A 24,124-nucleotide genomic window follows, 5' to 3' on the forward strand; every position below is an offset into this window, starting at 1 on the left:
ACCGGTCAGAGGCCATATTCGTATTGGACTTCCCTGATCGTATTGCGATCAGGACTGATTACATCAAAGTAATCTCTAATACCCTCTCGAATGGCATCTGCTACTTCCTCCTCACTGGCTTCAGGGTGACGATAAATATCGTCAACAAATACGCCGGTGCGAAGAACAGGTAGGGTGGGGTGACCTTCCCGGGCTGCCCAGTGGTTGTATTTGTCCTGTGTAGTAACAAGATTTTTAGCGGTTAGCCGGACACTTTGGAGAAAGTGATCTTTGTTATCAAAATGGACACTAGAACCGTTCGGAGGCACCACATAAATCATGGCGCGGTTCTTCCTGATACCGACCGGACAGTGCTCATCCTTGAAAACGTTGACAAGGACAGTCCCCTGATTTTCCCGTTCGTCGGTGACGAAACCATACATGGCTGCCAGAGGCGTACCATCAGTGAACTCTTTGTGAGAAAAGACAATTTCCGAGAGTCTTTCGCCGTCTTCAATTTCTGAGCGTCCTTCGCCCTCTTCAATTTCTGGGTGTCCTTTATTCACTTCTGAGCGTCCTTCGCCCTCTTCAATTTCTGGGTGTCCTTTATTCACTTTATTCACTTCACCCTCCGGTTTTGCCAAAAAACCCTGCTGAGCCTTTCTTATGGCTTTTTGCTGGGCAGAGGTGAAAAATTCTCTAAACCGGGCATTTATTCCGTCGGCTTCTTCTCCAAATAGTGAGTCGATAGAACCTGCGTTCACAGAGGCGATATTCCCTGTTTGCCCGTGATCAGCCTCAGTCTCCCTCGTCAGGTAGATATCTGAAAAGTCACCTCCCAGGTTCACGGGTAGCTGGCGCTCTACGGGCCTCACAAAAATGCTAAGCGGTTCGTGAGGTCCAGTTGGCCTGATGCGGGTGTCTTCATCAGGAATGTCTTCATCAGGAATGTCAAAAGGCATAAACGGTCTGGCTGTGGAAGGGGGCATGCGTCTGGAATCATCTTTTGGAATCAAAAGAAACTGACCTTCAGCCGATTGTTTGCCGTCGGGTTCGCCGGGGTTAATTGGTCTTGCCGGAGCCCGGACGGTGAACTGGTTTTCGTCAATGACCAGTGTGATTTTTGGGATCGGGGGAGTAGGTACGGTGCCACCGTTCTCTTCGATGTCTCTACTGATATGAATCAGTTTTTCTTCGGTGTTTTCTATCTGTTTTCTGAGTGCAAGTTTCTCTTCGGGACCATTCTTTTGGCCAATCACTGTGAGTTTTTTCTGCAGTGACTCCCTGAGTTTGATGGCTTTTTCCGAGTCGGTTGGCAGCTCAGGGTCTGGCGGTAATACGGAGGTCATTTTGCCATCTTTTACGTAAACAATTTCAAAAGGCAGGTTATCCTGAAACCGTGATGGATTATGAAGGTGGTTTTTCAGGTCAGGGATGTAGTCCAGAAAATCGCGCTGGGCCTGAAAGCAAAGAATCTGATTGAACTGTTCGTGATATTCATTCTCCAGCGCGTTTAACAGACTGAGTCGGGGCGTGGCGGACGTCGGTAGCATTTTGCGTCTGCTGATCGGGGTATCAGGTGCTTCGCGGTGACCAACGGGGAGTGCATTGGGTTTTGTGTGCGGTGTGATCTCTCCTGTGCCTGGCGAGGATGGAGTTTGAGACTCGGGCACAAACGGGATAGATCCCGGACGCTGCGAAGGAGGTATATTTCCGCTACCAGTTGACATAGCTTATTCCCGAATTAGTTGACCTTAAAATGCTTTTCTGTACTCACGAGTGTTTAACTTGTTGCTTTGTTATCGGTCGGTAGAAGCAACAAATGAGATAGGGAGATGAAATCGCTATAATGTCGGGTTAAATGAACCCGGCAATGCTCGCAGCCTCCTATATCAGAGACTGGCAGCACAGGCTGGAAAGGCGGTCAGTTATTCCCGATCGGGCACCGGAGCTGACCAGTCAGGAGTGAAAGCAACCGATAGAGCCGTTGATGAGTAAACAAGATACAGCCTTGAACCAGAAAGAAGCCGTGAGCCAAAAAGACTGTGCTCAGCGATTTATATTTGAGAATGCCGACCTTCGTGGAGAGATTGTCTCTCTTGACAACAGTCTGACAGAGTCTCTGGCAGCCCATGACTACCCGGTAAATGTCAAGGCGTTGCTGGGAGAGCTGGTGGCTGCTGCCGTCCTGCTCAGCTCGACCCTCAAGTTTGAAGGTATTCTGAGCCTGCAGGCCAAGGGTGATGGTCCCCTGTCGTTGTTGATGGTTGAGTGTACCGATCAGAAAACTTTCCGTGCTCTGGCGCGCTGGGACGAAGAGAATACCGACAAGCTGACCGCAAAAGGCCTGTCAGGTCTTCTGGGGAATGGTCAGCTGGTAATGACGATTGATCCTCACAAAGGCAATCGTTATCAGGGTATTGTGCCTCTGCATCATGAAACCCTCGCAGAAGGTCTGAATGCTTACTTTAAACAATCCGAACAGCTGTCAACCCGTTTATGGTTGGCCAGTAATGGTGATCAGGGAGCAGGTATTCTGTTGCAGGCTTTGCCAGCCAGTATTGAGCAGGAAGAAGATGAGCGTCAGGAATCCTGGCGGCGTATGGTCATGCTGGTGGATACGGCAACCGAAGCAGAGATGCTCGAGCTGGAACACGAGACTCTTTTGCTAAGACTGTTTCATGAAGAAGAAGTACGGGTTTTCGATCGTCAAGCGGTGACCTTCAGCTGCAACTGTTCACGTCCTCGCAGTGCAAAAATACTGGCCAGTCTGGGTCAGGAAGAAGCTGAGTCCATGGTAGCGGATCTCGGAAAGATCGAGATGGGTTGCCAGTTCTGTAGTCAGACTTATACTTTTACGGTACAGGATGTGGCTGAGATCTTCCGGGGTAATGAACCCAAGACGCACTGAATGGCCTAGCAGCTTTTGCGAATCCTCGTTTCGGCCGGAGAACTTCCGGCCAAATCCTCACGCCATTGAACTCAGACAATCAAACTTTAACAGAGAAACAGGCTATTTAAGCGTTTATCTGAACCAATATATCCCCTATCATAGGTGCCCCTTCATCGGTTATCATAGAATCACAAATGCAAACATAACAACTTTTTTGAAGCTTGGGAGAGCTCTTAATGGCAGAAGTTAGCGCAAATGTTGAGCTGAACAAAGAAGCTCTGGCCAGTCTTGGTATCAGAGACGTGGCGGACATTGTTTACAACCCGTCCTACGAGCTTCTATTTGAAGAGGAGACACGTCCTGAGCTGGAAGGTTATGAGAAAGGCGTGGTAACCGAATTGGGGGCTGTCTCTGTGGACACGGGCATTTTTACCGGCCGTTCCCCTAAAGATAAGTACATAGTAAAAGATGATACGACCCGCGATACTCTGTGGTGGTCTGACCAGGGTAAAAATGACAACAAGGCGATCACCCAAAGCGTCTGGACTGATCTGAAAGGCCTTGTTACCCAGCAGTTATCCGGCAAGCGTCTGTTCGTGATCGACGGTTTCTGTGGTGCCAACGAGGAAACCCGCCTGAGTGTTCGTTTCATCACTGAAGTAGCCTGGCAGGCACACTTCGTTAAAAACATGTTTATTCGTCCTTCACAAGGTGAGCTGGAAGGTTTCGAACCTGACTTCGTGGTCATGAATGGTGCCAGGTGCACCAATCCAAACTGGCAGGAGCAGGGCCTGAACTCTGAGAACTTCGTAGCCTTTAACCTGACTGAGCGGGTTCAGATTATCGGTGGTACCTGGTACGGTGGCGAGATGAAAAAAGGTATGTTCTCCATTATGAACTACCTGCTGCCACTTAAAGGTATGGCTTCCATGCACTGCTCAGCAAATGTTGGTAAAGACGGCGATGTTGCAATATTCTTCGGCCTGTCCGGTACCGGTAAAACCACCCTGTCTGCCGATCCAAAGCGGGCGTTGGTAGGTGATGATGAGCATGGCTGGGATGACGATGGAGTCTTCAATTTTGAAGGCGGTTGCTATGCCAAGACCATCAATCTGAGTAAGGAAAATGAGCCAGACATTTTCAATGCTATTCGTCGTGATGCGCTGCTTGAGAATGTGACGGTCCTTGAAGACGGTACGATTGATTTTGCTGATGGTTCCAAGACGGAAAACACTCGTGTCTCCTATCCGATTGAACACATTGAAAACATTGTTAAACCTGTCTCAAAAGCAGGTCATGCGAGCAAAGTGATCTTCCTGACGGCTGATGCGTTCGGTGTGCTGCCTCCGGTATCCAGACTGACACCAGAGCAGACCAAGTATCATTTCCTGTCTGGTTTTACAGCCAAGCTGGCTGGTACTGAACGTGGCATTACTGAGCCAACGCCAACCTTTTCTGCGTGCTTTGGGGCAGCTTTTCTAACCCTGCATCCGACCCGATACGCTCAAGAGCTGGTTAAAAAGATGGAAGCTAATGGTGCCAAGGCTTATCTGGTTAACACCGGTTGGAATGGCACTGGCAAACGTATCTCCATCAAGGCTACCCGTGCCATCATCGATGCCATCATTGATGGCAGCATTGATGAAGCAGAAACAGTGACAGTTCCTTACTTTGGTCTGCAAGTTCCAACTCAGGTTGAAGGGGTGGAAGATGGCATCCTGAATCCTCAGGATACCTATGAAAACAAGGCGGATTGGGATAATAAGGCCCGTGATCTTGCTGATCGCTTTATCACCAACTTCAACAAGTTTACTGATACCGACGAGGGCAAAGCTCTGATCGCCGCTGGCCCGTCACTGGACTGATGCAAATAAAAACTGTCGTTCAATAGCTGTTGTAAATGCTATTGTCCGGCAGTTTTTTTATGTTCGCAGTTTTTCCACAAAAGGAAAACAGCCCGGTGCTATCCGTTATTTTACCTTTCGGAATCATCAATTGGCCGACTATTGGTGAAAGACAGTGATAAGGTAATTAACCTTTCTCAGGCTCATGAGTCTGGCGATAAGTACCTGGCCAGTTGGTTTCGCATATTCTGGCGAGTGGATTTTTTCATCCTTCAAGGCGCAACGACGGGCGCGTAGCCATAGCTACGCAACCAGAGTTGTAACGCAGAAGGATGGAAAAAGCCGCCGTTCAGAAAATGCGAAACCAACTGGTTAGGTACTTAAAGCCATAATCAAAAAACAAGATTTACCCCGATCTTGTAATAATTTCATTCATTTACTGGCAATTTGATGATTTAGTGCCATCCTGTTGATCTGCTTTTAGTGCAATCTGAGAGAAGCGATGTTTTAACATCAGTGGTATGAATATGCTCTGGATGTAGTTTCTCGATATCTATTGCATGTTGTTTACACAAGTCAGGCTACAAGTAATGTTTGCATTGCTTAGCGCGTTTTACTGAGCTTGTAAAAATTTAATATGGTCATTAACTGATAGAGTTTTGTTTTATGTTAAAAAAAAGAACTTTGTCTAACGTCGTCCATTTTCTTGTATTGCTTCTTGTTTCTTTAATATCGGCAGCAGGCCACTGTGATGAGACTTATCACATATTTTCCCAGCCTTATGCCCCCCCGTTGATCAATGAGCTGAGGCCACTCCCACCCAATGTTTTGAGCATGATGCTTAATTTTCATGGAATACAGGGCAAGAGTGTAGTGTCGGTGGATTTATCTGGCCATGAGCCTTCAATAAGCTATGAAAAGTTCATGCGCTGGGTAGATACATTTTTCTTATCCGGCCGCTTCAAGGATTATTCCTGGATAGTCAGGCCAGTGACTGATGGGGCTGGCACATCAAAAGAGTCATCAGAGACTGTGCCCAGCAATAGTAATGAGGTGGAAAATGGTGGCCATTCAGAAACACAGCAGTCAGCAGCAGATCCAGACACTCAGCAGTCAGCAGCGGATTCGGGCACTCAGCAGATAGCAGCAGATTCAGACACTCAACAGCCAACAACGGAAAATGAGTCTGTTGTAGACGAAGCTCCTGTTGCTAAGAGAAAAAACGTCAGCAAGCGACGTAACAAAAAAGCGGTTAAAAATTCAGCTAACACTCCCGAGGTTGAGTTGAGGCTACAGGCACTCAAAGTTGAGGCAGCTTTTCTGGGAATAACATGGGAAGAGGTTACCACAGATCATATACCTGAAAATTGTCCTTTGATCGTATGGATGATAATGCATGAAGTTGATGATGCACTAAGGTCTATCCCGAGCTCTGACGAATCCAATGAGGACTTCTCCGAAATGCTGGCAAAGTTCGACCCGGCATTAGAGCTGGTATTGAGAGCAATGTTGGAGGTAACTGAAGGCAGCAGAATAGCAAAACTCGCCAAGCTCTGGATCAAACATGGGCTCATAAAAAACAACAATCATTTGGATGTTGAAAGTTGGCTGCTCAAGGAAAAAGATTTGTCTTATTTTAACTTTGAAATTGAGGATGTATCTCTGTTTTACGAAAATCGTTTAAGATCATGGGGAAAGGACTACATGATTCACAACGGGGTAACATCTAAACAATTGTATGCTAATAAGTTGAACAAAAAAGATTTCCGTTCGCAGGTATTATGGAACCTTCTTTTTCACTTTAGCGAAATAGAAGGATACATAGAGAATAAATCCCTAGCTGAATTTAAAGTGTTCGAGAACACTATCCTGTCTGTTTTAGATGATTTATTCCGTGAGACCAACAATATGAAGCACACTGAATTGGCTCTGATGGTATTATGGCTCGACATGGAAATTGACAGATGCGATATCGATTTTAATTGGAGGGATAAACTCTGTGAACTCAGGATAGACAGAAGTAGTGCTGCAGGCTTGAAGCGTCGGCAAAAAAAATCACTATCCAGCCATGCTGCCAAAAAGCGTAAATCAGAGGATGATGATAAAGATAAAGGAGAGGCAAAACGCAAGCGTTCTAAAGACACGGATGAAAACCCTGTTTCAACCAAGTCAGGGCGTAAAGTCGTTGTTCCAGTGCGATTCAAGGAATAGATTTGCACAGAAGTTAAGGCTGCCTCTTTCACAAACAGACAAAGAAGGATTAAGATAACGCTGGTCGTTTTATCACTAACTTCAGCAAGTCTACTGATACCAAAGAAGGCAAGGTCCTGTACGCTGAAGACCTGCCGCTGGACTGATGTAAAAAACTGTCGTTCAATAGGTGCTTTGGTGAGCAGTTGTCCGGCAGTTTTTTGCCGGGAGCTTTTGTACAGCAAGGAAGGTCCACAGAAAGGAAGACAACTCGCTGCCATCCGTTATAATTCGCCTTTTCGATAAATTCAAAGCTAACAATTGAGTGGGTTTTATGGAGATCATCTTTCAGCGTATTGCTGAAGAGCTGAACGTTCGTCCTGCGCAGGTCACCAGTGCTGTTGCGCTGCTGGATGATGGCGCTACAGTCCCTTTTATTGCCCGTTACCGTAAAGAGGCTACTGGTGCTCTTGATGATACCCAACTGCGTACGCTGGAAGAGCGTCTGAGGTATCTTCGTGAGCTTGAGGAGCGTCGTGAAACGGTTCTGAACAGTATTCGGGATCAGGAAAAACTGACGCCTGAACTGGAAAAGGATATTCGTGCTGCGGACACTAAAACCCGCCTTGAAGATCTTTATCTTCCTTACAAACCGAAGCGCCGTACTAAAGGTCAGATCGCCATTGAAGCCGGTCTGGAGCCACTGGCTGATCGATTGTTCAACGAGCCGGATACTGATCCGGAAGCAGCCGCCGCTGATTTCGTAGATGCTGATAAAGGCGTTGCTGACAGCAAGGCGGCACTGGAAGGCGCACGCTACATTCTAATGGAAAGGTTCAGTGAAGACGCCGAGCTGCTGGGTAAACTCAGGGATATGCTATGGAGCCAGGGCGTTCTTTCCAGCCGTGGTGTTGAGGGTAAGGAAGAAGAGGGAGCGAAATTCCGGGATTACTTTGAGCACGATGAGCCGATCAAACAGGTTCCTTCTCATCGCGCCCTGGCTATTTTTCGTGGCCGCAATGAAGGTGTGCTCCAGTCTGGCATTCGTCTCGAGAATGAACCTGAGTCGCGCCTGGAAACACATCCCTGCGAAAAAGTCATTGCTGATCACTGGGATATTTCAGATCAGGGCAGAGCGGCTGACAAGTGGCTTAAAGATGTCGTGCGCTGGACCTGGAGAGTTAAGCTCCTTACTCAGCTTGAAACCGACTTGATGACCCGTGTCCGTGAAAGTGCAGAGGAAGAAGCGATCAAGGTGTTTGCCAAGAACCTTAAAGATCTGCTTTTGGCAGCCCCTGCAGGTCTGCGCCCAACCCTGGGTCTTGATCCGGGTTTGCGTACGGGTGTCAAAGTGGCTGTCGTCGACGCTACGGGCAAACTGGTAGAACACACCACCATCTTCCCTCATGCTCCTCAGCGCCAATGGAAAGAAGCTCTGGGAACTCTGGCCACTCTCTGTCTGACACACGGTGTTGAGCTGGTCAGTATTGGCAACGGCACAGCATCCCGTGAAACGGATCGTCTCGTTGCTGAGCTGATGAGAGCTTATCCAAAACTGGGGTTGACGAAAATTGTCGTCAGTGAAGCCGGGGCGTCGGTTTATTCTGCTTCTGAACTGGCAGCTCGTGAATTTCCTGACCTGGATGTTTCTATCCGTGGTGCAGTGTCTATTGCCCGTCGTCTGCAAGACCCACTGGCTGAGCTGGTTAAGATTGAACCTAAAGCGATTGGTGTGGGCCAGTATCAGCACGATGTCAGTCAGACTCAGCTGTCACGCTCTCTGGAAGCAGTCGTTGAAGACTGTGTAAACGCTGTCGGCGTTGATGTAAATACAGCTTCCAGTGCTTTGCTGACCCGTGTGTCCGGTTTGAATAGAACGCTGGCAGATAACATCGTTGCTTTCCGTGACCAGAACGGCGTGTTTTCCGATCGTGAAGCGCTCAAGAAAGTAGGTCGTTTTGGTCCCAAAGCCTTTGAACAGGCAGCAGGTTTCCTGCGCGTCATGAACGGTGAAAACCCACTGGATGCTTCAGCGGTTCACCCTGAGTCTTATCCTGTTGTGGAGAAGATTGCCCGTCAGTCTGAGCGTGCAGTGCATGGCCTGATTGGCGATTCCCTGTTCCTGAGGTCTCTGGATCCCAAAACATTTACGGATGAAAGCTTTGGTCTGCCCACCGTGACCGACATTATTTCTGAACTGGATAAGCCGGGACGTGACCCCCGTCCGGAATTCAAGGCGCCAGAATTCCAGGAAGGCGTTGAAAAAATCAGTGACCTGAAGCTGAACATGGAGCTGGAAGGCGTTGTCACCAATGTAACCAACTTTGGTGCCTTTGTTGATGTCGGTGTTCATCAGGACGGTCTGGTTCATATTTCTGCGCTGTCCAATAAGTTTGTAAAAGATCCCGCTGAAGTGGTTAAGGCCGGTGATATCGTCAAGGTGAAAGTCATGGAAGTAGACGTCCAGCGCAAGCGCATTGGACTCTCTATGCGCATGAATGACAAGGCGGAAGAAGTGACTCAGGCCAGTCGGCAACCTCGTGGTGAACGTTCCGGTGGCACAAAGCCTCAGAGTCGTGGTAGCAAAAGAAACAACCATCAGGCTAAAAAAGAGCAGTCCGCCGGGTCTTTTGCTGACCTTTTTGCCAATGCTAAAAAGCTGAGAAAGTAAATAGGCAACAGGAGCAGCCCCCAGGAGGCTGCTCAAGGTCTCGAAGGTTTCGCGGTCATTCGATGGGTGCAAGGCCGATTCTAACGTTATATAGTCCGCCCTAAGAAATGATTACCGCCTTCTGCAATGCTCGCAGGCTCCTAGGCGACCCCTTAGCGAGGACGGCAGAGTGTTGATCTCGAAAAAACGCATCTGGATTGGAATTGTATTTTGACTAGCCAGTATGAGTGTCGTCTGCAACTACTACAGCAGTCGTCCAACCAAAACCTGCTCAGTGGTATACAACACGGAATCGAACGTGAAGGCTTGCGGGTATCGGCTGATGCACGTTTGTCGCAGTTTTCTCATCCGGAAGTGCTGGGTAAGACCCTGACGCACCCCTATATTACGACTGACTACTCTGAAGCTTTGCTGGAGTTCATCACTCCGGTCTACTGCAAGGTGGAAGATGTTATGAAATTTCTGGAAGAGCTGCATAGCTACACCTGCAAAAACCTTGATGGTGAATTGCTCTGGGCGGGCAGTATGCCAGCTCTGCTGGAAGGTGAGCAGAGCATTCCTATTGCCCGTTATGGTGACTCCAATTCAGGCAAAATGAAGACGATCTACCGTGAAGGGCTGGCGCATCGATATGGCAAGGCGATGCAGACTATTGCCGGCATTCATTATAACTTTTCCTTGCCAGAATCATTCTGGCAGTTGTTGTCTGATGCTGAATCTTCAGATCGTTCTCTGGAAGATTTCCAGTCAGAATCCTATTTGGCAATGATCAGAAACTTTCGTCGTTATTCCTGGCTGCTGATGTATCTTTTCGGCGCTTCGCCCGCTGTCAGCAAGAGTTTTTTTACTCAGGAAAAAGCCTTCGAGTCGCTGGCACAGCTGGATGAAGACACCTTGTATTTACCCTGGGCAACTTCTTTGAGAATGAGTGATCTTGGCTATACCAATAATGCCCAGTCATCCTTGAGTATTTGTTACAACACTCTGGGAGAGTATGTTTCCAGTCTTGCTAAAGCCATTAAAACGCCCTATCAGCCTTATGAAGAAATCGGACTCAAAAATGGCGATCGTTATCTACAGCTGAATACTAACCTGCTCCAGATTGAGAACGAATATTACAGCAACATTCGACCCAAGCGAATTGCCAAACGGGGTGAGAAGCCTCTGACCGCATTGTCGAACTATGGTGTTGAATACATTGAAGTGCGCTGCATGGACATCAATCCCATGGAGCCACTGGGTTTGTCTTCGGCTGATGCTGCTTTTCTGGATGTGTTCCTGGTGTTTGTCGCATTGATAGACAGTCCTGAAATTGATCATGCAGAGTGTCAGAGGGTGACTGAGAACTTTGCCCTGACGGTTTCAGAAGGAAGACGTCCCGGACTGAAGTTAAATGATGAGCAGGGTCCGGTCCCTCTGACTGACTGGGGATTGTGTTTAATCGACATGATGGTGCCCGTTGCCCAGATGCTGGATAAGGCAAATGAGTCTCATCTCTTCTCGGAATCTCTGGCTCAACAGAGAGCGAAGCTGCTGAATGCTGAGAATACACCTTCAGCCAGAATCCTGCAGGCACTGAAAAACAGCGGAGACAGTTATATTGATTGGATGCTCAAGCAGTCTGAAGCACACGCCCGCTATTTCAGTCAGCAAAATATTCAGCCTGAAAGGTTGGAGTATTTTGGGCGCATAGCTGCCGAATCAAGGGAGCATCAGGAGCGATTGAAAGCTTCTGATACGACGCATTTTGATGAGTTTCTGAAACGTTATTTTGAATCTGAATGATTCGTAATTTTTTGAAAAACCGGATCTGGTGAGTAAGTAAATGACCATCAGATCCCATCATATTCTCTCACGAACAGGGCTTTTTTCTGACCAGAAAAAGCTTTCTTACCTAGGTAAAAGTTGTTTTTTACTGGTTACTTCTATTTTGTTTTACCGTGAAAAAATTTTCACCCGTGAGGGAGACAAAAAACTGTTTCAGCTGCTCATGGCTGATTTACGCGATCGATCAAGCTCTGTTTTTTGAATCGCTCTGGAACTCACCGAACGGGAGTCAGAATCCCATTTTTTTGACTGCTTTATTAAATAATTTTTTTGAATCAAGGCAGGCCCTTTTATCTTTTATAGAATTAAAAAACCCTAAAAACCCTGAAAAAAACGACTTTTGGTGCGATCGTACAAATATAATCAAGATCGAAATTGACTGTAAATTGAAATTACCTCTTGCCGCAAAAAATCCACTGTCATAACCTAGCAACTGAGTCGCCGTTTCCAAGCAGCCTGTCGGACTTAAGACTGTCCTACTGCGGTTGCAATAAATTGGTCTAAAAATCTCTGTTTCTTCGTCAAATAGCTCGCTATTCTCCTCAGAAACAGAGATTTTTATCCTCAATTTCTTGCAATCCTCGCTACGGACGCTTAAGTCCGACAGGCTGCAAGGGGCGAGAAAGTGATCCCGTTTCAAGTAGATGAGATCCAAACGAAGAGGAATAGTCATGCTGGAGGGGTGCAAAACGGCCAGAGAACGTTGGGGTGGCGTATCGGAAATCATTGACCGCTGGCTAAACGAGCGGCAAGCGCTGATCGTTCTCTACTGCTCAATCAATGGAGTGAATCAATTTCACGATGATAAAAGACCTGTTGCAAACAAACTGAAAGAAATGTGCCAGATTCTGGTTGATTATGTTTCAGCGGGTCATTTCGAAGTTTACGAACAACTGATTCAGGAAGGTATTGATTTTGACGATGGGGGAGTAGAAATGGCACAGTCCATTTTGCCGAAACTGGAAAAAAATACGCAGGCTTGTCTGGATTTTAATGACGGTTGTGAGTCCCTCAGCAGTGTCATTATGCTGCAGACCCACCTGTCCGAACTGGGTGAAGCTTTAGAAGAACGGTTTTCTCTGGAAGACCAGATGATTGAAGTGCTTCACGAATCCCACAGAGAATTGCTTGCCTCGCAATAATACCGCTGGCAGATAGTCCGAATATCTGCCAGCAGTATTAAGGAAACTGCTCGACCTGCGGTGGTCTGATTACTTCTTTTTCTCTTCTTTTCCCTGCGATTCTTTTTTCACACTCAGCAACTCAACTTTAAAAATCAGCACCTCATTAGGCCCAATCCTTCCGGGAATTCCTCCGGGACCATATGCAAGCTCTGAAGGAATATAAAGCTCCCAGACGGAACCTTCCTGCATCTGTTTCAGACCTTCAGTCCAGCCTTTGATGACCTGATTCAGTTTGAACGTTGCCGGTTGGTTTCTGCTGTAAGAACTATCAAAGACTTTGCCATCCAGAAGGCGTCCTTCGTAATGGACAGTCACTTCACTGTTCTCTGCTGGTTTGATGCCTTGACCGTTCTTAATCACTTTGTACTGAAGGCCACTTGCCAGTGTTTTGATACCTGACTTTTTGGCGTTATCTTTCAGGAAAGTCTGACCCCTTTCAAGGTTCTTTTTTGCCTCCTCTGCCAGTTGGGCCTGACGCTTTTTCTCCTGATCTTTACGAGCCTTTTCGATCAGCCTGAACATTTCCTGCTTGTCAAAAGCCAGTGGTTTGTTCTCCAGAGTATCCTCTACTCCCCGGGACAATGCGTCCGCGTTGATGCCCTCAAACTGTTTGAGTTGCTCGGCTAAAATTGCACCCAGACTGTAGCTGAGTTTGTCTGCCTCTGTTTCCAGAGCAGTAACTGATTGCAGGGAAAAGGACATCAGGGCGATGCCAGCAAGCACTTTTAGTCTCATGAAGTTTCTCTATTTATTTTTAAAGTGCAGCTCTTCCTGACTTTGCAGTTATTGTTGTCATGTTCCGGTCAAGCTGCACTTCCGGCTCATGGCTATTTGTGTTAGCTCGACTCACGAAGGGTCAGATTTTTTTTTGGTACAAGTGTTTCTCTATCTTTCTGCAAACACAGAGAGATAGCAAGTGTTATGGAACATTACTTTTACAAAAAGGCCTTAAATTAAAGGGTTAAATGACTTTCGCCGATGATAAAACGAAAGACGACAAGTTTTTTTTGAAGGAAAAAAAATAATTTTATATAAAAAAATGCATAAAAAAATTTGCAGTCGTGTGATAAGCACTCTATTTTCTAATTAAAACTGGATATAAATTATTCAGCTTTTATATAGAAGTACTTCTAAAGGCAATGACGAGGGATGACCAAATGCCTGTAGCTAAAAGGAAACCAGCCGCCAAGAAGGCTGTAAAAAAACCAGCCGCTAAAAAAACTGTGGCAAAAAAGCCAGCAGCTAAAAAACCAGTCGTTAAAAAAACTGCAGCGAAAAAAACCACTCGCAAGGTAGATCCGGTTAAGAAACTGGAAAAAGAAATTGAAGCACTCAAGAAGAAATTGGATAAGGCTAAGGAGTCTTTGAAGAAAGCAAAGACAAAAGCCAAAGCTGACGCCAAGAAAAAAGCTCCGGCTAAAAAGGCTGCTGCTAAAAAGAAAACGGTAGCGAAAAAAACCACTGCCAAGAAAAAGGCCCCAGCTCGTAAAGCAGCTGCCAAAAAAACGGTTGCTAAGAAAAAGGCACCGGCTCGTAAAGCAGCAGCCAAGAAGGCTGTAGTTAAGAAAAAAGCCCCAGCTCGCAAGACCGCTGTTAAGGCTCCAGCCAAGAAAAAAGCCAAGAGCTAATCGCTACAGCGGTATATGCAGGAGAGGGAAGCCTCTCCTGCAATAATTCTAAATATCTCTCTCCCTCTCGCCATCTGTCTGCGAGTACTTCTTTGTGGCAATGATTCCGTTGCCACTTTTTTGGAAATAACCTGACCCGAATTTTGACCTCGAATTGCCTGACCACTCTGCATGATATTAACGTCTCGTTGTATAGAAATCCCTGTATCCGCAGTGGTTTGATATTCCCGTAGGAATGCCAGTGAAACAGTGTTTATAATGCGCGCCATGATTAATTTGAACTCAGTCAGTTTATTGCGCTCTGGCAAGGTTTTGCTGGAAGAAACCAGTGCAATAATTCATCACGGCCAGCATGTTGGGCTGGTAGGAGCCAATGGGTGTGGCAAGTCGAGTCTGCTGGCCCTAATTATGGGAAACCTGCAAGCGGACAAGGGCGATGTCAGTATCGACACCGGTCGCGGGATTGCTCACATGGCTCAGGAGGTTCTGGCTCTGGACCAGAGAGCCGTCGATTATGTGTTGGATGGAGATGAGACACTTCGGAAAATAGAAAAAGCCATTGAGCGTGCCGAACGAGACGAAGAGCACGGCAATCTTGCTGAACTTCACGAAAAGCTGCTTCAGGCAGATGGCTATACGGCGCGTTCTCGCGCTGAACAATTGCTCCATGGTCTTGGATTTTCCCATGAACAAATTGAGCGTAGCGTAAAAGATTTCTCTGGTGGTTGGAGAATGAGATTGAATCTGGCTCGTACCCTCATGTGTCCTTCAGACTTACTGTTCCTTGATGAGCCAACCAACCACCTTGACCTGGATGCCATTGTCTGGCTGGAAAGTTTCCTTAAACGTTATCAGGGCACACTGATTATTATCTCTCACGACCGTGATTTTCTGGATGCAGTGATTGATATCACCCTTCATATCGAGCATCAGAAACTGAATACCTATCGTGGCAATTATTCTGCTTTTGAACGCATGCGTTCTGAACGTCTTCAGCAACAGCAGGCTGCTTTTGAAAAGCAACAAAAGCAGCGTGCTCACATGGAGAAGTTTGTTGAACGGTTTCGTGCCAAAGCGACCAAGGCCAAACAGGCACAGAGTCGCTTGAAAGCGCTGGCCAGGCTGGAAGAAATAGCACCGGCTCATGTCGATTCGCCTTTCAGCTTCAGCTTTCCTGATCCTGAAAAAATATCTTCACCGCTGTTGACCCTGGAAAAAGCCGAACTGGGTTATGAAGGCAGCACACTTATCAAACTGAAAATGAATATCCTGCCTGGCAGTCGCATCGGTTTGTTGGGGGCTAATGGCGCGGGTAAGTCAACCCTGATCAGGACACTGGCAGGAGAGTTACCCCTGGTAGCTGGCCAGAGGCATGATGGAGAGCACCTGAGAGTGGGATACTTCGCCCAGCATCAATTGGAAAAGCTGGATGCCGATGCCAGCCCATTGCTTCATTTACAACGAATGTCGCCTGAGGCGCGGGAACAAGAGTTGAGAAACTTTCTGGGTGGCTTTGGTTTTCATGGTGACAAGGCCCTGGAAACGATTGCAGGCTTTTCTGGCGGTGAACAGGCGAGGCTGGCATTGGCAATAGTAGCCTGGCAAAAGCCTAACCTGTTATTGCTTGATGAACCGACCAACCATCTTGATCTTGAGATGCGTCATGCCCTGACTATGGCTCTACAGACGTTCGAAGGAGCCGTGATACTGGTGTCGCACGATCGTAGTCTCCTGCGCAGTACTACAGATGATCTTTTTCTGGTTCATGATGGCCGGGTTGAAGCTTTTCAAGGTGATCTGGAAGATTACAGCCTCTGGTTGACTCAGCAGCGCCAAGAAGATAAATCAGAAACCCTTTCTGAAACGGTTCAATTGGCGCACTCTGCACAAGCCCGCAAAGAGCAGAAGCGTCTTGAGGCAGAACGTCGCAAACAACTCAGGCCGCTGAAAAAGAAAGTGGAGTTTCTGGAGCAAAAACTGGAGAAGCAACAATCTATGCTGGCGGATTTGGAGTCTGAACTGGCCAGTCCGGAACTCTATGAAAGTTCAGAAAAAGAGCGTTTGAAATCTTTGTTGGATCAGCAGGCTCAATACAAAAAAACGATTGCACAAATCGAAGAAGATTGGATGGAAACGCTGGAGCAACTGGAAGCAATGGAAAGTGAGTAGGCATCTTTTGCCGCCTGATAATCATCAGGCGGCATAATCAGGGAATATCATACAGAGGAGTAGGAGTTTTCAGAGATCGATCGTAGTCTTTCTCGCAACCCTTTTTGCCTGGCGCAAAATGGGCAGGGACTCCATTCCGGAAAAGCGGGTCATGAATCTGAAGTATGACCTTATTATGCTTGCTCGTATGCCACTTCTTCAGCTTCGTCGGATACACTGTCCAGTTTGCCCAGCAAACTACCCACCCTTTCGCTCCAGGAGCTCAGTTCCTGTTTGAGATGAGTGTTTTCATCTTCCAGACGGGTATTGGTTGAACGCAATTCCTCTAGCTCCATTCGAGTGAGTTCAAGTTTGTCGATCAGGTTCTGAAGTTTGTTTTCAAGTTGGCCTAAGGATTCAATGGACATAATTGTTACTTTTTCACCAGGAATAGTTCGGACGAAATCAGCTTGTCTGTAACCAACAGCCGCCAGCCTGTTCTTTAAGCAGCAGTCCGGCAGGCACCTGTGCAAGTTAAGGGTGGTTTTTGCACTGGCTCTACGATAGCACATACTTCTGGCTAAGTTCAGATAAGTTACTTATATGCAGGCTATACTTGCGAAGTAATTACAAAAGATTGCGAGTGATAGGGGAATGTTTATGACTCTGTTCTGAATTGAATCTATCGCTTCTGAAATGCTTTAAAAACGACGATCATTTTATAATGCCCGGGCAGTCTGCTACCGACATACCAATCGTCTCTTCAAATTCTTTTCCAAAGAGGCTTTTGCGACAGCCTCTAAAGTCGGGACAGCAGGGACGTGTTCGCGGTAATTGAGACCTTGGCGTGGTCCGGTGGAGTTTTAATGACGCCAGTTAGAAATTTTGATGCTTTTCAGAGTTGCACAGGACAGCCAAGTGGGTCCTGTGCGATGAGGTGAGATGCCTCAAGGAGTTTTGCATGAGCGAAACTGCACTACCTGACGCAACCATTGTCTCTGTTCTCAATGTCGAAGACGAGGCCATGAGGGCCTTTTACATCTCCCTGACCTGTAATCAGAGTGTTGACGAATACATTCATGATCAGCATCTTTACTTTTCTTCACGTCAGGTAGAAGGTGTTTTTCTGAGTCATCTGCTGGCTTTGACGGAATTGGCCCTGGATCGCTGCTTTCTGCTCACTCGATGACGGCAATGAGTATTTTCAGGTTGAACTGACTCTTGTGATACCGGGCTTGCGTACTGACAACTACCCACCAAATAGATACACTTCCCAGCTGCGAATGTAAATGCAGATCGTGCTTCCGGGCTGACTGAGGTCAGTCTGATGTTCGTGCGTACCTGAGGACAATTTGCAAAAAGCACCATGAGCAAAAGAACCGTTTTTCATCACTTGATGTGCTGGAAAGTGTTTCACGGTAACAAGTGATAGATAAGTAACTATGCCAGAAACTATTCCCCCTGACTCGGTGGGCCTGGTCGAACCCGAAACGGTTCATTTTGATCAGCCCCTTCAGTTAAGTTGTGGCCAGACCCTGAACGAATATGACCTGGTAATTGAAACCTACGGTGAGCTGAATACCGAAAAGAGTAATGGTATTTTGATCTGCCATGCGCTCAGTGGCCATCATCATGCAGCCGGTTACCACAGCATGGAAGATCGCAAGCCTGGCTGGTGGGATAACTTTGTTGGACCGGGTAAGCCTCTGGATACCCGGCATTTCTTTGTTGTCAGTCTGAACAATCTCGGGGGCTGTCATGGCAGTACAGGCCCAACCAGTATCAACCCGCAAACCGGCAAACTTTACGGCTCTGATTTTCCCATAGTAACCGTAGAAGACTGGGTTGAGAGTCAGGCCAGACTGGCAGATCATCTGGGTATTCGACAATGGGCTGCCGTTGTGGGTGGCAGCCTTGGCGGTATGCAGACGCTTTACTGGTCTACGGCTTATCCTGAACGACTGCGTCATGCTGTTGTTATTGCTTCTGCACCGAAACTGTCGGCACAGAATATTGCTTTTAATGAAGTGGCTCGTCAGGCCATTCGCTCCGATGAAAACTTTCGGGATGGCCAATATCTTGAAGAAGGAACCCTGCCCAAGAACGGACTGGGACTGGCCAGGATGGTAGGCCACATTACCTACCTGTCGGATGACGCCATGGGACAAAAGTTTGGGCGTGAACTCAAGAATGAAGAGTACAGTTTCGACTATGGTGTTCAGTTCCAGGTAGAGAGTTATCTTCGCTATCAGGGAGAAAATTTCTCTGGCAGCTTTGATGCCAACACCTATCTGTTGATGACCCGGGCTCTGGATTATTTTGATCCGGCCCGGAAGTTTAATGATGATCTTGCACAGGCTTTGTCTCCGGCTAAAGCACGCTTTTTGCTGGTTTCATTCACTACCGACTGGCGATTCTCCCCGGAGCGTTCCAGAGAGATCACCGATGCGCTTCTCAAGGCGGGCAAGCAGGTTTCTTACCTGGAAGTGGATGCCCCCCAGGGCCATGATGCTTTCCTGATGAACATTCCCCGATACGTGAATGCCGTTTCAGGCTATATGAAACGAGTCGCTGACGAATGCAAGGAGACTGCCGTATGAGTACCCGTGTTGATTTTGCCATCATCAGTGACTGGATTGGCCAGGGCAGTCGGATTCTTGATCTGGCCTGTGGTGAGGGGGCTCTGCTGGCGGATCTGGGGAGAAACAAGCAGGTCAGGGGTTATGGACTGGAGATTAATCCACAGAATATCCAGAATTGTATTCAAAACGGCGTCAATGTTCTTGAGCAAAACATTGACCAGGGTTTGGGCAATTTTGGCGATCAAAGCTTTGATACCGTGGTGATGACTCAAGCTCTGCAGGCTCTGCAGTTTCCTCATCTGGCACTGGATGAAATGCTTAGAGTGGGTCGGGAATGCATTGTCACCTTCCCGAACTTTGGTCACTGGCGTTGCCGCTGGCATCTGGCTACCAAGGGCAGAATGCCGGTATCCAAATTTATGCCTTATACCTGGTATGACACGCCTAATATACACTTTTGCACGTTTAAGGATTTTGAAGATCTTTGTCGTCAGAAAAAGCTGAAGATCATCAATCGTATGGTAACCGATAGCGCCAACAGGGGAGGCTGGAGAACCCGCCTGCTGCCCAATCTGATGGGAGAAGTGGCTATCTATCATCTGACTCGAGGAGAGTGAAGTCATGGCTTGTGTAAGGCTGCTTAGTTTACTGTTGGCGCTTGCCGTTTTTTCAGGAGCCCATGCTGCCGGGGTGCCTGAAGCCCGTGTCATGAATGACAAACCGGCTCGGTTTGGCGATTATGAAGTCTATTACAGTGCCTTCCCCAGCACCTTTATTCAGCCGGGCATAGCCAAAACGTATGATCTGGAGCGCGGCCCAAAAAATGGTCTGGTCAATATGGTTATCAGAAACGTCAGGGATAGTGAAGAAGGCAAGGCGGTAAAAGCCTCTTTTGATGGTAATGCCGCCAACCTTCTGGGTCAGCAGTCAGCTCTGAAATTCAAGGAAATAAAAGAAGGTGATGCCATCTATTACCTGGCAGGTTTCCGGTTCAGTAATGAAGAAATGCTAAAATTCACCATCAAAGTACACCCTGAAGGTTCCAGTCAGAGTCATACCATTCAGTTCAGCCAGAAATTTTACGAGGGCGGCCAGTGAGTTCGTTGCTAAAAAAAGAGCCAAAAAAAGTGGTATTGGCCAGTGGTAACCAGGGCAAGCTGAGGGAGCTTCAGCAGATGCTCTCGGGGCTTGACTTTAAAGTGTTGGCTCAAAGTGAGTTCGGTATAGATTCTGTTGAGGAAACAGGGCTGACTTTTATAGAAAATGCCTTGATCAAGGCCAGAAATGCAGCAAAAATCTCAGGTCTTGCAGCTATTGCTGATGACTCCGGAATTGAAGTGGATGCCCTGAATGGCCAGCCAGGTATTTACTCGGCACGATTTGCCGGTGACGATGCCACCGACAAAGCCAACAATCAGAAGCTTTTGCAGAGCCTGGACGGATTACCCAAAGAGCAAAGAACCGCTCGTTTTCACAGCGTGCTGGTCTATATGCGTCATGCCGAAGACCCTACCCCTGTGATCTGTCACGGAAGCTGGGAAGGCTACATTCTGGAGTCGCCTGCAGGCAATCAGGGTTTTGGTTATGATCCGCTTTTTTATGTACCTGATTACAACTGCGCAGCGGCTGAACTCAGTCGGGAACAGAAAAACAGTATCAGCCATCGGGCCAAAGCCATGGCGCAGCTTCTGGCGCAGTTAAAAGAAGGCTCCTGATAGACGACTTTTTTTCTTTATGCGGCCGGTGATGTTATCTGGCTGCTTTAATCACCTGACCTGATTCTCGATATGCTCGAACTCCCTCCATTGAGTCTTTATGTTCACATCCCCTGGTGTGTCAAAAAATGCCCCTATTGTGACTTCAACTCCCATGCACTCAGTGATGGTATTCCTGAAGAAGCTTATGTCAACGCCCTGTTGGAAGACTTTGACAGCGAAGTGAGTTCTCTCCAGGGGAGAGCCTTGCATACGATTTTCTTTGGTGGCGGTACTCCCAGTTTGATGTCTGCCAAAGGCTTTGATCGTTTTCTCTCTGAGCTGGAAAAGCGAATCCGTTTCTCGCCGGGTATTGAAATCACCATGGAAGCCAACCCCGGCACCTATGAGCATGATCGGTTCAAAGATTATCGAAAAGCCGGTATCAACCGATTGTCATTAGGGGTTCAGAGTTTTCAGGATGAAAAGCTCAAGGCGCTGGGCCGTATTCACAGTTCGGAAGAAGCACGCAAAGCGATTGAGTCCCTCAGGGGGATGGGCTTTGATAACTTCAATATTGATCTGATGCACGGACTGCCCGGGCAAAGCATTCAAGATGGCCTGTCAGATCTGGAAAAAGCGGTTGCACTGGAGCCGACTCATATTTCCTGGTACCAGCTCACCATTGAACCCAATACGGTTTTCTATTCAAAAACGCCCATCCTGCCAGAGGATGATACCCTCTGGTCGATCCAGGAAGAAGGGTGGGATTTACTGGCAGAGGCGGGCTATCAGCAGTATGAAATTTCGGCCTACAGCCGACCCGGCAAGCAGGCAAAACATAATCTGAACTATTGGCAGTTTGGTGACTATATCGGTATTGGTGCAGGGGCCCATGGCAAGATCACCCAGCGGGAGACGGGCAGGATTTATCGAAACTGGAAAACCAGAATGCCTTCCGATTATCTGGCAATGGATAAGCCCTTTGAAGCGGGCAGCAGGATATTGGGTAGGGATGATCTGCCGATTGAGTTTATGATGAATGTTCTGCGTCTTAACCAGGGGGTTGATCACTCATTGTTTGTGCAGAGAACCGGAATGGCACTTTCTGACATAGACGTTCAATGTCAGCTGGCGATTGAAAAAGGTTTGCTGGAGCAGGATCGACTACAGCCAACAAAGCAGGGGCGACTCTTTCTGAATGATCTGTTGGCTCTGTTTATGAATGGGTGATTTTCTCGCTCAGGTAGCGACTGGACGCCATTTTTTTGGAATCTGTTGCGAATTGTTTACGCACTCAAAACGGAGGGTGAACTATGGAATGGATAACAGACGGCATTATTTTTCTGTCAAAGTTGGCTCGTGAACATCTTGGTGTCATCGCTATGGCCCTGACAGCGGTAGCCGTGGCATTTGTGGGGCGTTTTATTGCCTCATGGAGCAGTGGCTGGATGAATCGGCTGCATGCTGCAGTGAGAATCCCTGCAAGAGCTGTTTTGAATCTTGCCCTGTTCGGCGCCATCTTCTATTTTGTGCCACAGTGGCTCGGCAATTTACTGGGCTACTTCAATCATTACACTCTCGCTCCGGTATTGCTGGTAATCGCAGTCTGTGTCGGGATATTGTCGGAGAAGCTGGGGCATTGAGAAGAGGAGCAGCGATTGAAACTCTGCCCCTTCTGCATGGGGTAAAGTTTATTCTGATCTCTCGAACAACAGATCCCAGACTCCGTGACCCAGCCTGTGACCGCGCTTTTCAAACTTGGTCAGCGGTCTGAAATCTGGCCTTGGTGCGTATTGACCTTCACTTTCCTGATTTTTAAACCCTTCAGCGGCCGTCATGACGTCCATCATTTGTTCGGCGTAGTTTTCCCAGTCTGTGGCCAGATGAATAACGCCACCCAACGCCAGTTTCGGTCTGATGGCTGCAATAAATTTGGGTTGAATCAGGCGACGCTTGTGATGACGCTTTTTGTGCCAGGGATCAGGGAAATAAATCTGAACTCTGGACAGGCTGCCGTCGGCAATGCAGTCGCGAAGCACTTCAACGGCATCATCGCAATAGCTGCGAACATTGGTGACGCCTGCCAGCTGGGATTCATTCAACAGACTGCCAACTCCCGGGCGGTGAACCTCAATACCGATAAAGTTTTTGTCGCTTTCGGCTTTTGCCATAGCCACCAGTGACAGTCCCATGCCGTAACCGATTTCCAATACGACAGGTGCCTCCCGGCCAAAGGCTTCACTGATGTTTAATGGCCCGTCTTCTTTCTGTAGACCCCACTTGTCCCAGCATTCATCCCAGCCACGACGCTGCCCTGTGGTCATACGACCTGCGCGCAGGACAAAACTTTTGATTTCCCGACGTTTAGTCGGATCGGGGGTGTGATCAGGATCAACTGAGCTGGTCATGAGAGGTACATAATCTGCAAATGAAAAAGTCGGCGTAAGATACCTAAACTGTGTTGACTTGGAAACCTTTGGCTACCGGATTCAGGTTTGCTCTTTATTGTCATCTGAATGGTCAGGCAGTAAGCCGTAATGGTGTTCAAGGTTCTCTGTGCCTTTGTTCGAAATATATAGCACAGTTTTTCCAACTTCTTCATAGGCAGTTTTGATTTCTTCAAGATCAGATTTGGCTTTATTTGACAGTCCTGATCCTCCCATGAGTACATGACCATTACAGTCAGGATTTCGCTTTATATCCCCAGCAAACTTCACTATGGTGTCAGGGGACAGTTTTCTATCCGTTGTTTTTACATCAATTCTTGTTTTTTCTCTTGGGGCTCTGGACAAGTCTGGCGATTGCAAATTTTCATCCCCGGCTGCAACTCTATGCAGATATGAGAGTAAGCCTTCAGGGTGCTCCAGGACTAAATCCGCACCACCATCGGCGGTATTCGTATTTGTGTGTCGGGTGACATCGCAGTCTTCTTCAGTTTTAACAATATTGGCGAGCGTTATAAGGACTCTCATTTCACCGTCCTTACCTTTATTTTTACTCATGAACCTTTATCCAACCTTGAGTACAGCGGAGTCATCCTTTCTGAACTGGTCGTGCTTTAACTTGAACACGTTTATCAAGTTGGTGAGTGTTCTAAAACGGCTAATTGAGTCTTCAATATCCTCTGAGCTAATGGGGTCAGAGTACTTGGAAGGGAGGTTTTCAGGGGCATCAGGTTCCATCTTGCCATGTAACTTTTTTCCATCTGATTTTAAAATGGATAAAAAAATTTCTTCCAGCTTTCTGATAGCGGCTTCAACATCCGAGTCATTAAAGCAGTCTATTGAATAGTGATCTTCAGAACCTAGAGCTTCAAAGATATTCTTTTCTGCTAAGGAAAATTGATTCTTTAATTCCTCGAGTAAGGATGAAGTGACAAAAGCTGTTTCAATGAGGTCAGCATTGGTTTCGTAGAGCTTTCCATCATTGGCTGCCTCGTATTTAACGAGATTAATACTCAGTGACATGGTTGACCTCCTGT

Annotated in this window: 21 protein-coding genes; 15 read left to right on the top strand and 6 right to left on the bottom strand. The window is 47.3% G+C overall.

Annotated features, from left to right (window positions below):
* Positions 1-5 precede the first annotated feature (5 nt).
* The gene (locus tag ACO6V5_RS21085; protein ID WP_422441992.1) at positions 6-1,532 is read right to left on the bottom strand and encodes a hypothetical protein; all 1,527 of its coding nucleotides are present in this window, start codon (positions 1,530-1,532) and stop codon (positions 6-8) included.
* 437 nt (positions 1,533-1,969) lie between these two features.
* Between ACO6V5_RS21085 and hslO the strand changes: the two genes are divergently transcribed.
* The 6 genes from hslO (at position 1,970) to rsd (ending at position 12,546) form a co-directional block, all read left to right on the top strand.
* Entirely contained in the window at positions 1,970-2,890 is a 921-nt protein-coding gene (gene hslO / locus ACO6V5_RS21090; RefSeq protein ID WP_422135807.1) for an Hsp33 family molecular chaperone HslO, read from the top strand.
* A gap of 245 nt (positions 2,891-3,135) precedes the next feature.
* A complete protein-coding gene (pckA, locus tag ACO6V5_RS21095) occupies positions 3,136-4,737 on the top strand; it encodes a phosphoenolpyruvate carboxykinase (ATP) (protein WP_422137045.1) in 1,602 nt (533 codons plus the stop codon).
* A gap of 813 nt (positions 4,738-5,550) precedes the next feature.
* Positions 5,551-6,927, top strand: coding sequence for a hypothetical protein (locus ACO6V5_RS21100; protein WP_422135806.1), 1,377 nt, complete (start codon positions 5,551-5,553; stop codon positions 6,925-6,927).
* 313 nt (positions 6,928-7,240) lie between these two features.
* A complete protein-coding gene (locus ACO6V5_RS21105) occupies positions 7,241-9,577 on the top strand; it encodes a Tex family protein (protein WP_422413163.1) in 2,337 nt (778 codons plus the stop codon).
* A gap of 210 nt (positions 9,578-9,787) precedes the next feature.
* Positions 9,788-11,362 carry a glutamate--cysteine ligase gene (gene gshA, locus ACO6V5_RS21110; protein WP_422135804.1) on the top strand — a complete coding sequence of 525 codons (1,575 nt, stop codon included), beginning with the start codon at positions 9,788-9,790 and terminating at the stop codon, positions 11,360-11,362.
* A 713-nt stretch (positions 11,363-12,075) separates the two neighbouring features.
* Positions 12,076-12,546 (top strand): sigma D regulator, encoded by a 471-nt coding sequence (gene rsd / locus ACO6V5_RS21115; protein ID WP_422135803.1) that lies wholly within the window; start codon positions 12,076-12,078, stop codon positions 12,544-12,546.
* A 69-nt stretch (positions 12,547-12,615) separates the two neighbouring features.
* Here rsd and ACO6V5_RS21120 read toward each other — a convergent pair whose 3' ends face one another.
* Positions 12,616-13,323, bottom strand: a complete 708-nt coding sequence (locus ACO6V5_RS21120; protein ID WP_422135802.1) for an FKBP-type peptidyl-prolyl cis-trans isomerase — start codon at positions 13,321-13,323, stop codon at positions 12,616-12,618.
* A 422-nt stretch (positions 13,324-13,745) separates the two neighbouring features.
* On the opposite strand from ACO6V5_RS21120, the gene ACO6V5_RS21125 reads away from it, so the two are divergent.
* Positions 13,746-14,216, top strand: coding sequence for a hypothetical protein (locus tag ACO6V5_RS21125; protein ID WP_422135801.1), 471 nt, complete (start codon positions 13,746-13,748; stop codon positions 14,214-14,216).
* Between the two features lie 258 nt (positions 14,217-14,474).
* Positions 14,475-16,385, top strand: a complete 1,911-nt coding sequence (locus ACO6V5_RS21130) for an ATP-binding cassette domain-containing protein (protein ID WP_422409910.1) — start codon at positions 14,475-14,477, stop codon at positions 16,383-16,385.
* Positions 16,386-16,558: 173 nt separating this feature from the next.
* On the opposite strand, the gene ACO6V5_RS21135 is transcribed toward ACO6V5_RS21130, so the two are convergent.
* Entirely contained in the window at positions 16,559-16,792 is a 234-nt protein-coding gene (locus tag ACO6V5_RS21135; protein WP_317144590.1) for a cell division protein ZapB, read from the bottom strand.
* 533 nt (positions 16,793-17,325) lie between these two features.
* Between ACO6V5_RS21135 and ACO6V5_RS21140 the strand changes: the two genes are divergently transcribed.
* From ACO6V5_RS21140 to ACO6V5_RS21170, 7 genes are all read left to right on the top strand, one after another.
* Positions 17,326-17,553: a hypothetical protein gene (locus ACO6V5_RS21140; RefSeq protein ID WP_317144591.1), complete on the top strand. Its 228-nt coding sequence runs from the start codon at positions 17,326-17,328 to the stop codon at positions 17,551-17,553.
* 253 nt (positions 17,554-17,806) lie between these two features.
* Positions 17,807-18,964, top strand: coding sequence for a homoserine O-succinyltransferase MetX (gene metX, locus ACO6V5_RS21145; RefSeq protein ID WP_422135799.1), 1,158 nt, complete (start codon positions 17,807-17,809; stop codon positions 18,962-18,964).
* Entirely contained in the window at positions 18,961-19,563 is a 603-nt protein-coding gene (gene metW / locus ACO6V5_RS21150; protein ID WP_422135798.1) for a methionine biosynthesis protein MetW, read from the top strand. The genes metX and metW overlap by 4 nt, the downstream gene beginning before the upstream one ends.
* A gap of 4 nt (positions 19,564-19,567) precedes the next feature.
* A complete protein-coding gene (locus ACO6V5_RS21155) occupies positions 19,568-20,044 on the top strand; it encodes a DUF4426 domain-containing protein (RefSeq protein ID WP_422409913.1) in 477 nt (158 codons plus the stop codon).
* On the top strand, positions 20,041-20,661 hold the full coding sequence (locus ACO6V5_RS21160; protein ID WP_422409915.1) for an XTP/dITP diphosphatase: 621 nt from the start codon (positions 20,041-20,043) through the stop codon (positions 20,659-20,661). The genes ACO6V5_RS21155 and ACO6V5_RS21160 overlap by 4 nt, the downstream gene beginning before the upstream one ends.
* Before the next feature lie 72 nt (positions 20,662-20,733).
* The gene (gene hemW / locus ACO6V5_RS21165; RefSeq protein ID WP_422409917.1) at positions 20,734-21,873 is read left to right on the top strand and encodes a radical SAM family heme chaperone HemW; all 1,140 of its coding nucleotides are present in this window, start codon (positions 20,734-20,736) and stop codon (positions 21,871-21,873) included.
* Positions 21,874-21,956: 83 nt separating this feature from the next.
* The gene (locus ACO6V5_RS21170) at positions 21,957-22,286 is read left to right on the top strand and encodes a DUF3392 family protein (protein WP_422135794.1); all 330 of its coding nucleotides are present in this window, start codon (positions 21,957-21,959) and stop codon (positions 22,284-22,286) included.
* 48 nt (positions 22,287-22,334) lie between these two features.
* On the opposite strand, the gene trmB is transcribed toward ACO6V5_RS21170, so the two are convergent.
* The 3 genes from trmB to ACO6V5_RS21185 form a co-directional block, all read right to left on the bottom strand.
* Positions 22,335-23,051, bottom strand: a complete 717-nt coding sequence (trmB, locus tag ACO6V5_RS21175; RefSeq protein ID WP_422409920.1) for a tRNA (guanosine(46)-N7)-methyltransferase TrmB — start codon at positions 23,049-23,051, stop codon at positions 22,335-22,337.
* A gap of 81 nt (positions 23,052-23,132) precedes the next feature.
* Complete coding sequence (locus ACO6V5_RS21180) at positions 23,133-23,645, bottom strand: hypothetical protein (RefSeq protein WP_422139219.1); 513 nt, start codon at positions 23,643-23,645, stop codon at positions 23,133-23,135.
* 6 nt (positions 23,646-23,651) lie between these two features.
* A complete protein-coding gene (locus ACO6V5_RS21185) occupies positions 23,652-24,110 on the bottom strand; it encodes a hypothetical protein (RefSeq protein ID WP_317144599.1) in 459 nt (152 codons plus the stop codon).
* Between the last annotated feature and the right edge of the window lie 14 nt (positions 24,111-24,124).

The sequence above is a fragment of the Endozoicomonas sp. ALD068 genome (assembly GCF_049310145.1).
GTDB lineage: Bacteria > Pseudomonadota > Gammaproteobacteria > Pseudomonadales > Endozoicomonadaceae > Endozoicomonas_A.

Bases quoted from the DNA above. Each gene is read 5' to 3' on its own strand.
- ACO6V5_RS21120 (WP_422135802.1), bottom strand. From the start codon at position 13,323: ATGAGACTAAAAGTGCTTGCTGGCATCGCCCTGATGTCCTTTTCCCTG.
- ACO6V5_RS21130 (WP_422409910.1), top strand. From the start codon at position 14,475: ATGCGCGCCATGATTAATTTGAACTCAGTCAGTTTATTGCGCTCTGGC.
- ACO6V5_RS21180 (WP_422139219.1), bottom strand. From the start codon at position 23,645: ATGAGTAAAAATAAAGGTAAGGACGGTGAAATGAGAGTCCTTATAACG.
- metX (WP_422135799.1), top strand. From the start codon at position 17,807: ATGCCAGAAACTATTCCCCCTGACTCGGTGGGCCTGGTCGAACCCGAA.
- trmB (WP_422409920.1), bottom strand. From the start codon at position 23,051: ATGACCAGCTCAGTTGATCCTGATCACACCCCCGATCCGACTAAACGT.
- ACO6V5_RS21100 (WP_422135806.1), top strand. From the start codon at position 5,551: ATGATGCTTAATTTTCATGGAATACAGGGCAAGAGTGTAGTGTCGGTG.
- ACO6V5_RS21170 (WP_422135794.1), top strand. From the start codon at position 21,957: ATGGAATGGATAACAGACGGCATTATTTTTCTGTCAAAGTTGGCTCGT.
- metW (WP_422135798.1), top strand. From the start codon at position 18,961: ATGAGTACCCGTGTTGATTTTGCCATCATCAGTGACTGGATTGGCCAG.
- hemW (WP_422409917.1), top strand. From the start codon at position 20,734: ATGCTCGAACTCCCTCCATTGAGTCTTTATGTTCACATCCCCTGGTGT.
- ACO6V5_RS21185 (WP_317144599.1), bottom strand. From the start codon at position 24,110: ATGTCACTGAGTATTAATCTCGTTAAATACGAGGCAGCCAATGATGGA.
- ACO6V5_RS21125 (WP_422135801.1), top strand. From the start codon at position 13,746: ATGCCTGTAGCTAAAAGGAAACCAGCCGCCAAGAAGGCTGTAAAAAAA.
- ACO6V5_RS21135 (WP_317144590.1), bottom strand. From the start codon at position 16,792: ATGTCCATTGAATCCTTAGGCCAACTTGAAAACAAACTTCAGAACCTG.
- ACO6V5_RS21085 (WP_422441992.1), bottom strand. From the start codon at position 1,532: ATGCTACCGACGTCCGCCACGCCCCGACTCAGTCTGTTAAACGCGCTG.
- ACO6V5_RS21140 (WP_317144591.1), top strand. From the start codon at position 17,326: ATGAGCGAAACTGCACTACCTGACGCAACCATTGTCTCTGTTCTCAAT.
- ACO6V5_RS21105 (WP_422413163.1), top strand. From the start codon at position 7,241: ATGGAGATCATCTTTCAGCGTATTGCTGAAGAGCTGAACGTTCGTCCT.
- ACO6V5_RS21155 (WP_422409913.1), top strand. From the start codon at position 19,568: ATGGCTTGTGTAAGGCTGCTTAGTTTACTGTTGGCGCTTGCCGTTTTT.
- hslO (WP_422135807.1), top strand. From the start codon at position 1,970: ATGAGTAAACAAGATACAGCCTTGAACCAGAAAGAAGCCGTGAGCCAA.
- rsd (WP_422135803.1), top strand. From the start codon at position 12,076: ATGCTGGAGGGGTGCAAAACGGCCAGAGAACGTTGGGGTGGCGTATCG.